The sequence below is a fragment of the Enterobacter sp. genome (assembly GCF_977039595.1).
Genome location: NZ_CDRQYH010000110.1, coordinates 1 through 7,164, shown reverse-complemented (window position 1 = coordinate 7,164; position 7,164 = coordinate 1). Strand labels below are relative to the sequence as shown.

At 51.2% G+C, this 7,164-nt stretch carries 8 protein-coding genes; all 8 read left to right on the top strand.

Features of this window, described 5'->3' with window-relative positions:
* Positions 1 to 174 precede the first annotated feature (174 nt).
* The 8 genes from ACWYRJ_RS19970 to ACWYRJ_RS19935 are packed head-to-tail and all read left to right on the top strand — an operon-like array spanning position 175 to position 7,070.
* Positions 175 to 513 (top strand): phage tail protein, encoded by a 339-nt coding sequence (locus tag ACWYRJ_RS19970; RefSeq protein ID WP_058691597.1) that lies wholly within the window; start codon positions 175 to 177, stop codon positions 511 to 513.
* Positions 510 to 1,265, top strand: a complete 756-nt coding sequence (locus ACWYRJ_RS19965; protein ID WP_058679261.1) for a phage minor tail protein L — start codon at positions 510 to 512, stop codon at positions 1,263 to 1,265. The genes ACWYRJ_RS19970 and ACWYRJ_RS19965 overlap by 4 nt, the downstream gene beginning before the upstream one ends.
* Before the next feature lies 1 nt (position 1,266).
* Entirely contained in the window at positions 1,267 to 1,977 is a 711-nt protein-coding gene (locus ACWYRJ_RS19960) for a C40 family peptidase (protein WP_455508491.1), read from the top strand.
* A gap of 29 nt (positions 1,978 to 2,006) precedes the next feature.
* Positions 2,007 to 2,417 (top strand): hypothetical protein, encoded by a 411-nt coding sequence (locus ACWYRJ_RS19955; protein WP_198887522.1) that lies wholly within the window; start codon positions 2,007 to 2,009, stop codon positions 2,415 to 2,417.
* A 57-nt stretch (positions 2,418 to 2,474) separates the two neighbouring features.
* Complete coding sequence (locus ACWYRJ_RS19950) at positions 2,475 to 3,065, top strand: tail assembly protein (RefSeq protein ID WP_455508490.1); 591 nt, start codon at positions 2,475 to 2,477, stop codon at positions 3,063 to 3,065.
* A 53-nt stretch (positions 3,066 to 3,118) separates the two neighbouring features.
* Positions 3,119 to 6,298 (top strand): host specificity protein J, encoded by a 3,180-nt coding sequence (locus ACWYRJ_RS19945; protein WP_455508489.1) that lies wholly within the window; start codon positions 3,119 to 3,121, stop codon positions 6,296 to 6,298.
* Positions 6,298 to 6,600 carry a hypothetical protein gene (locus ACWYRJ_RS19940; protein WP_100170069.1) on the top strand — a complete coding sequence of 101 codons (303 nt, stop codon included), beginning with the start codon at positions 6,298 to 6,300 and terminating at the stop codon, positions 6,598 to 6,600. The genes ACWYRJ_RS19945 and ACWYRJ_RS19940 overlap by 1 nt, the downstream gene beginning before the upstream one ends.
* Entirely contained in the window at positions 6,600 to 7,070 is a 471-nt protein-coding gene (locus tag ACWYRJ_RS19935; protein WP_455508488.1) for a hypothetical protein, read from the top strand. Before ACWYRJ_RS19940 ends, ACWYRJ_RS19935 begins: the two co-directional genes overlap by 1 nt.
* Positions 7,071 to 7,164 lie beyond the last annotated feature (94 nt).

Here is a 7,164-nt window from a genome sequence, read left to right as displayed (position 1 = left end):
TTTTGAGATTTTTGGCCAGTTCGTTAGCCAGAGCCTGCAACTGTTTTTCGTCCATAAATTAACCTGCTTTTGATGTTGGATTGAACATATCAAAATCAGGCAATTACACAAATTTATGTACAGACTCCGCCCTGGTGGTGATATCTGGAATGCAATGAAAGGAACCCGATAAACATGGCTATCGAAACCTTCTCCTGGAGCCCCAGAGTTAGCCCGACGCAAACCGTTTCGTTCAGGACAAGAAGCGCTAAGTTTGGGGATGGTTACGAGCAGATTTCTGGCGACGGTATCAATCCTCGTAGCCAACAATGGGAAATGAATTTTGTTGGAACTGAGGAATACATTCAGTCGATAAAAACCTTTCTTGACAGGCATGGAGGTACAAAAGCGTTTCAGTGGAAACCACCGCTTGAGCAGCTCGGCTTATATCGTTGTGCCGAGTATAAGCCCACACCGATGGGCGGTGAGAACTACTCCCTTTCCGCAACTTTCCAACAGGCATTCAAACCATGAGTCTCAATGCAGATTATCAGAAGCTTGAGCCCGGCGATGCAGTCAGGCTTTATGAGGTCGATGGAACGGCCTTTGGTACAGGCGAGGTGCTTAGATTTCACAGCTACAACCTGGCCCATACTGAGGCGGAAATTGTCGCTGCAGGGGGAGACGAAAATAATCTCCCGGCTAAATCAATCTGGTGGCAGGGTGAGGAGTATAAAGCCTGGCCCTGTCAAATTGAGGGGATCGAGGCATCTACCAGTGGAAGTAGCGCTCAGCCAAAATTATCAGTGGCTAACCTTGATAGCTCCATTACGGCTCTTTGTCTGGCTTATGACGATATGCTGCAGGCGAAAGTGACAATCCATGACACGCTGGGCAAATATCTTGACGCGATTAACTTTTCCGGCGGCAATCCAACAGCTGACCCGACCCAGGAAAAGCTGAAGGTTTTCTACATCGATGCAAAGAGCAGTGAAACCAACGAAGTGGTTGAGTTCACGCTATCCAGCCCGATGGACCTACAGGGGCAAATGATCCCGACGCGGCAGCTTCATTCCCTGTGCACCTGGTGCATCCGGAACAAGTATCGCACCGGCGACGGCTGCGATTATGCCGGGACCAACTATTTCGACAAAAACAACAACCCCGTAAGCGATCCGTCGCTTGATGAATGCAACGGCACGCTGACGGCCTGCAAACTTCGGTTCGGTGAAAATAACGAGCTCTCGTTTGGTGGGTTCCCTGGCACGTCTTTGATCAGGAGCTGATATGCGGCAGAAAACCATTGATGCCATTATGGCGCATGCTGCAGCTGAATATCCTCGCGAGTGCTGCGGCGTGGTGGCGCAGAAAAGCCGTGTTGAGCGGTACTTCCCCTGCCGAAATCTTGCCGAGGCGCCGGAGGACAATTTTGTCCTCTGCCCGGAAGATTACGCAGTTGCTGAGGACTGGGGTACGGTGATCGCCATCGTTCACAGTCACCCTGACGCCACAACCCAACCGAGCGAACTGGATAAAGCGCAATGCGACGCAACGCTTTTACCCTGGCATATTGTGAGCTGGCCGGAGGGGGATTTACGCACCATCCAGCCGCGTGGGGAACTGCCACTGCTGGAGCGTCCGTTTGTGCTTGGCCACTTCGACTGCTGGGGGCTGGTAATGAGCTATTTCCGGCAAACGCATGGTATCGAGCTCCACGATTATCGGGTGGATTATCCCTGGTGGGAAAACGATTATCCGGACAACTTCTATCAGGATTGCTGGTACGAGTGCGGTTTCAGAGAGTTCGACGGGCCCCCGCAGCCAGGCGATATGGTGATCATGCAGGTTCAGGCCGATAAGTGGAATCATGCGGGGATCCTGCTGGAGGGCAACATGCTGCTGCACCACCTGTATGGACATTTGAGCCAGCGGGTGCCGTATGGTGGCTACTGGCAGGAAAGGACGATGAAGATTTTACGTTACAAATCTCTGTGCTAACCTTTTGCAAAACCAAAGGGGATAGGGATATGAAAAAATCATTATTGGCATTTTCGTTGTTAATTTTGGCTGGTTGTTCGACTGAGCCAGTTCTCCCGCAGTATGCAAAAGAAGTGTCTGCACCGAAAGAATTTCAACAGTCAACAAACACAACTGCCGTAACAATCATTCGCGATAAAGGTTTCGTTGCTGGTGGATGCGCTATAACAACCTATATCAATGGTAAATATTTGGCTGAACTTGATACAGGGGAAAAAGTCACTGCTTACTTAAACCCTGGCGATGTATTGATTGGGGCTGGGTTTGCCGGGAAAGGCCTATGTAATGGTGCACCTAAAAAAGAACGGGAGTTTTCAATAAAAGAAAACACTCCTCGAGTTTTAAGGATATTTATCGATCAAAGTGGGAATGTAGATATACTCCCGATGTCGATAAATTAGAGCTGATATTTAACAGGAAAAGTCCACCTTCGGGTGGCTTTTTTATTGGGGTGATTCATGTCAGATGTAATGACTCGCATTGAACTTGGCGGCGTTCTGGGAAAGACTTTTGGTAAAACACATCATCGCTCAATAAGCACAACCAAAGAAGCTTGCAAAGCCTTATCAGCTACGATTAATGGTTTCGAAAAATTCATGAATACAAGTAAACAAAGAGGGCTTTCTTATGCGGTTTTTCGCGGGAAGAAAAATATTGGCGTTGATGAATTAGGATTTCCTGTCAGGGGTGAGGTTATAAGAATCGTTCCAGTGCCGATTGGAAGTAAAAAAGCAGGTGTATTACAAACTATTTTAGGTGCTGTATTGGTGGCCGTTGGGGTGGTATTAAATTTCACGCCTTTTGCTGGAGCTTCACCATTTTTCTATCAGGCTGGTGGCGCTCTGATCCTTGGTGGCGTCGTCCAAATGCTATCTCCTCAACCTGCAGGTCTGGCAAGCAAACAAAGCGCAGATAACCGAGCATCCTACGCATTCGGTGGTGTAACAAATACCGCGGCGCAAGGCTATCCGGTACCGCTCCTATATGGCCGCCGGCGGATAGGCGGAGCGATTATTTCTGCCGGAATTTATGTCGAAGATCAGCAGTAGATAACAAACCTTTTTACAAGCCACCTTCGGGTGGCTTTTTTTATGGGCGCGATATGGCGAATAAAATTACCGGACGAAAAGGGGGGAGCTCCAGTTCCCGAACTCCTACCGAACAGCCTGATGATCTGCAATCTGTAGCGAAGGCAAAGATCCTCGTTGCGCTTGGGGAAGGGGAGTTTGCTGGACAGCTCACCGGGAAGGATATCTACCTGGACGGAACGGCGCTGGAGAACGCCGACGGCTCCCAAAACTTCAGCGGCGTTACGTGGGAATTTCGCGCGGGTACACAGGCCCAGAAGTACATTCAGGGCATTCCCGGTACCGAAAACGAAATCAGCGTGGGAACCGAGGTAACGAGCGCTACAGCGTGGACACGAACCTTCACCAATACACAGCTTTCGGCGGTTCGTTTACGCCTGAAATGGCCCTCGCTTTTCAAACAGGAGGACGATGGCGATCTGGTGGGTTACTCGGTTAATTATGCGATTGACCTGCAGACGGACGGCGGCACATGGCAGACGGTACTCAATACCAGCGTGACCGGCAAAACGACGTCTGGTTATGAGCGCAGCCACCGTATCGATTTACCGCAGGCTGGCAGCACCTGGACAATCCGCCTGCGTAAGATTACCTCTGACGCCAACAGCGCGAAGATCGGCGACACGATGACGCTGCAGAGCTTCACCGAGGTGATTGACGCCAAGTTACGCTATCCCAACACAGCGCTACTCTACATCGAATTCGATTCCAGCCAGTTTAACGGCTCTATCCCGCAGATCTCCTGCGAGCCTCGCGGGCGTGTTATTCGTGTGCCAGATAACTATGACCCCGAAACAAGAGCGTACAGCGGGACATGGACCGGTGCGTTTAAGTGGGCATGGACGGATAACCCGGCGTGGATTTTTTACGATCTGGTTGTTTCTGACCGGTTCGGCCTCGGTCACCGTTTGACTGCTGCGAATATCGATAAATGGACGCTGTATCAGGTTGCTCAGTATTGTGATCAGATGGTACCAGACGGCAAAGGGGGCAACGGTACCGAACCACGTTATACCTGCAACGTGTACATTCAGGACCGGAACGACGCCTACACAGTCCTGCGAGATTTTGCCGCTATCTTCCGTGGCATGACCTACTGGGGCGGTGATCAGATTGTGGCCCTGGCTGACATGCCGCGCGATGTTGATTACAGCTACACGCGCGCTAACGTTGTTGGCGGTCGCTTCACCTATTCGAGCAGCACCACGAAAAGCCGCTACACCACAGCGCTGGTATCATGGTCTGATCCCGGTAATGCTTACGCCGACGCGATGGAGCCGGTATTTGAGCAGGCGCTGGTGGCGCGGTACGGTTTCAATCAACTGGAAATGACAGCCATCGGCTGTACCAGGCAGTCTGAAGCAAACCGAAAGGGGCGCTGGGGGATTCTCACCAACAACAAGGATCGCGTTGTTTCGTTTGATGTCGGGCTGGACGGCAACATTCCGCAGCCGGGGTATATCATAGCCGTGGCAGACGAGCTGCTTTCCGGAAAGGTTATGGGCGGACGCATCAGCGCCGTTAACGGTCGCGTTATCAAACTTGACCGCGTGGCAGATGCGACAGCAGGTGATCGCCTTATTCTCAACCTACCTTCCGGGGCGTCGCAGAGCAGGACCATTCAGGCCGTGAACGGTGAATCAGTCACAGTCACCACGGCATACAGTGAGACGCCACAGGCTGAAGCTGTTTGGGTGGTTGAATCTGACGAGCTTTACGCTCAGCAGTATCGCGTTGTCAGCGTAAGCGATAATGATAATGGAACCTTCTCGATCACCGCCGCATGGCACGATCCGGATAAATATGCCCGTATCGATACTGGCGCGATTATCGACCAGCGGCCAATAAGTGTAATACCTCCTGGTAATCAGTCCCCGCCAGCTAACATCGTGATCAGCTCGTTTTCTGTTGTTCAGCAGAATATCAGCGTCGAGACCATGCGCGTCAGCTGGGACCAGGCGCAGAACGCTATCGCCTATGAGGGGCAGTGGCGCCGCAACGACGGAAACTGGGTGAACATGCCTCGCAGCTCCACCACGTCATTTGACGTCCCGGGGATTTATGCCGGGCGCTACCTGGTGCGCGTGCGCGCAATTAATGCCGCTGAAATTTCCTCAGGATGGGGATATTCAGAAGAGAAGACACTGACCGGCAAAGTAGGTAATCCGCCTAAGCCAGTAGGATTCACGGCCACGGGCATTAACTGGGGGATTCGTCTTAACTGGGGTTTCCCGGCAAACACCGGCGATACGCTAAAAACGGAAATTCAGTACACTGCCAACAGTGACTTTTCAGATCCTCTTTTGCTGTCTGACGTTCCTTATCCTTCCGCTGAATATACTCAGCTCGGGCTTAAAGCAGGGCAGGAATTCTGGTACCGCGCGCAGCTGGTCGACAGAACGGGTAACGAGTCCGGGTATACTGACTGGATCAGGGGGATGTCTAACGATAACGCCGATGATTATCTGGGAGATATCGCAGATGATTTCCTAACCTCTGCAGACGGAGAACGCCTAACTGGTGACATCGATACCAACATTGAGGGAATACTGCAGAACGCCCTGGCGAACCACGGAACTGTTGAGCACCAGTGGGCACAATACGGAGAAGTGCGTGCCGATATTCTGGTGGTTAAAACGACGATTGCTGAAGTTGATAATGCAATGGCCGAATTGTCAACGCAGGTGCAGGCGCAGATTGATGATGTTACTGCAGCACTGGAGGACAAACTTACCGCCGTCGTTGATGCTTCTGGCGCTTCCGCTATCTACACCCTCAAAACAGGCGTGAGGATAAACGGCATCATGTATAACGCCGGGATGTCGATTGCCGTTCTGGCGCAGGCAGGGCAGCCGATTGTTACCCGAGTAGGTTTCAACGCTAACCAGTTCGTGCTGATGAGTGGCAGTGGCGATACCCAGTATTCGCCGTTCGCTGTGGTTAATGGACAGGTCTTTATCAGCTCAGCGTTTATTCAGGATGGCACGATCACCAATGCCAAAATCGGCAACTTCATCGAGTCCAACAATTATGTTTCCGGGCAGTCCGGGTGGAAACTGGATAAAGGAGGTACCTGGGAAAACTACGGCAGCGACGGGGAGGGCGCAAGAAAGACCACGAATGTAACGGACAGCATCAGGGATGCGAACGGCGTCCTCCGCGTACAGATTGGTAAACTTACAGGAGTATTTTAATGACGTGGGGCATTCAGACGTGGGATGCCAATGGCAATCCGAACAATTATGGTATTAAGCCTGTATCTGTTGTCGGACGAATTCAACTCGCTTACACACAAAATTCAGGTTCCTGGAGTTTTACTGTTCCGCCTGGCTATAAGGTTGGCTTTGTTGTTTCGCTCGATCAAGGCACTACCTCTGTTGGGCGGCATATAGAGGCAACTGGCAACACTATTACCGTGACGCCTGCTAATACAGCTGGCATCGGTAATTACCCCTCATCCGCCTGTGAACTTGTCGTTTTTATGGAGCCAGCTTAATGGCTGATTATGGTGCTTATATATTAATGGACAATGGCAATCCTTTTGTGACGCCATATTCCACTCCTTTTTGTCTCTATAATCGTTCTGAAGTTGCTTCCAACACAAACGGTAGTGCAGCAATAGATATTCCTGTCGACCCCTCTTATCCGGCCATTGCGTTCTGTCGTGTGTCAGGGCCGTCTCAGGCTGTATATTTGGGGGTTCGCAGAAATGGAAGCGTAATAAGCGCCTCCGCATCAACTCCAGCAGGTTATACAGGTTCAAAAACATTCACCCTGACTGTGTACGTTTTCGCCGTCTTTCCTCAGCCTTTGCCAAAGTGGGGAATAGCGTTCTGGGACGCCAGCGGGCGAGTGGTTCTCACAAACGAAAGCCGGGTATTGACCGACCTGGTGACCGTGGGAACTCCAGGCGCAGGGGGAATTAATCTCGACGTTACTCTGAGTGGTTCCTATGGGCTTTGTTGAATAAATCAGATTTCGGGTAAGTCTCCCCCGTAGCGGGTTGTGTTTTCAGGCAATACGCACGCTTTCAGGCATACCTGCTTTCGTCATTTTGTTC

Coding starts and splice junctions, on each gene's coding strand:
- ACWYRJ_RS19970 (WP_058691597.1), top strand. CDS start 175: ATGGCTATCGAAACCTTCTCCTGGAGCCCCAGAGTTAGCCCGACGCAA.
- ACWYRJ_RS19965 (WP_058679261.1), top strand. CDS start 510: ATGAGTCTCAATGCAGATTATCAGAAGCTTGAGCCCGGCGATGCAGTC.
- ACWYRJ_RS19960 (WP_455508491.1), top strand. CDS start 1,267: ATGCGGCAGAAAACCATTGATGCCATTATGGCGCATGCTGCAGCTGAA.
- ACWYRJ_RS19955 (WP_198887522.1), top strand. CDS start 2,007: ATGAAAAAATCATTATTGGCATTTTCGTTGTTAATTTTGGCTGGTTGT.
- ACWYRJ_RS19950 (WP_455508490.1), top strand. CDS start 2,475: ATGTCAGATGTAATGACTCGCATTGAACTTGGCGGCGTTCTGGGAAAG.
- ACWYRJ_RS19945 (WP_455508489.1), top strand. CDS start 3,119: ATGGCGAATAAAATTACCGGACGAAAAGGGGGGAGCTCCAGTTCCCGA.
- ACWYRJ_RS19940 (WP_100170069.1), top strand. CDS start 6,298: ATGACGTGGGGCATTCAGACGTGGGATGCCAATGGCAATCCGAACAAT.
- ACWYRJ_RS19935 (WP_455508488.1), top strand. CDS start 6,600: ATGGCTGATTATGGTGCTTATATATTAATGGACAATGGCAATCCTTTT.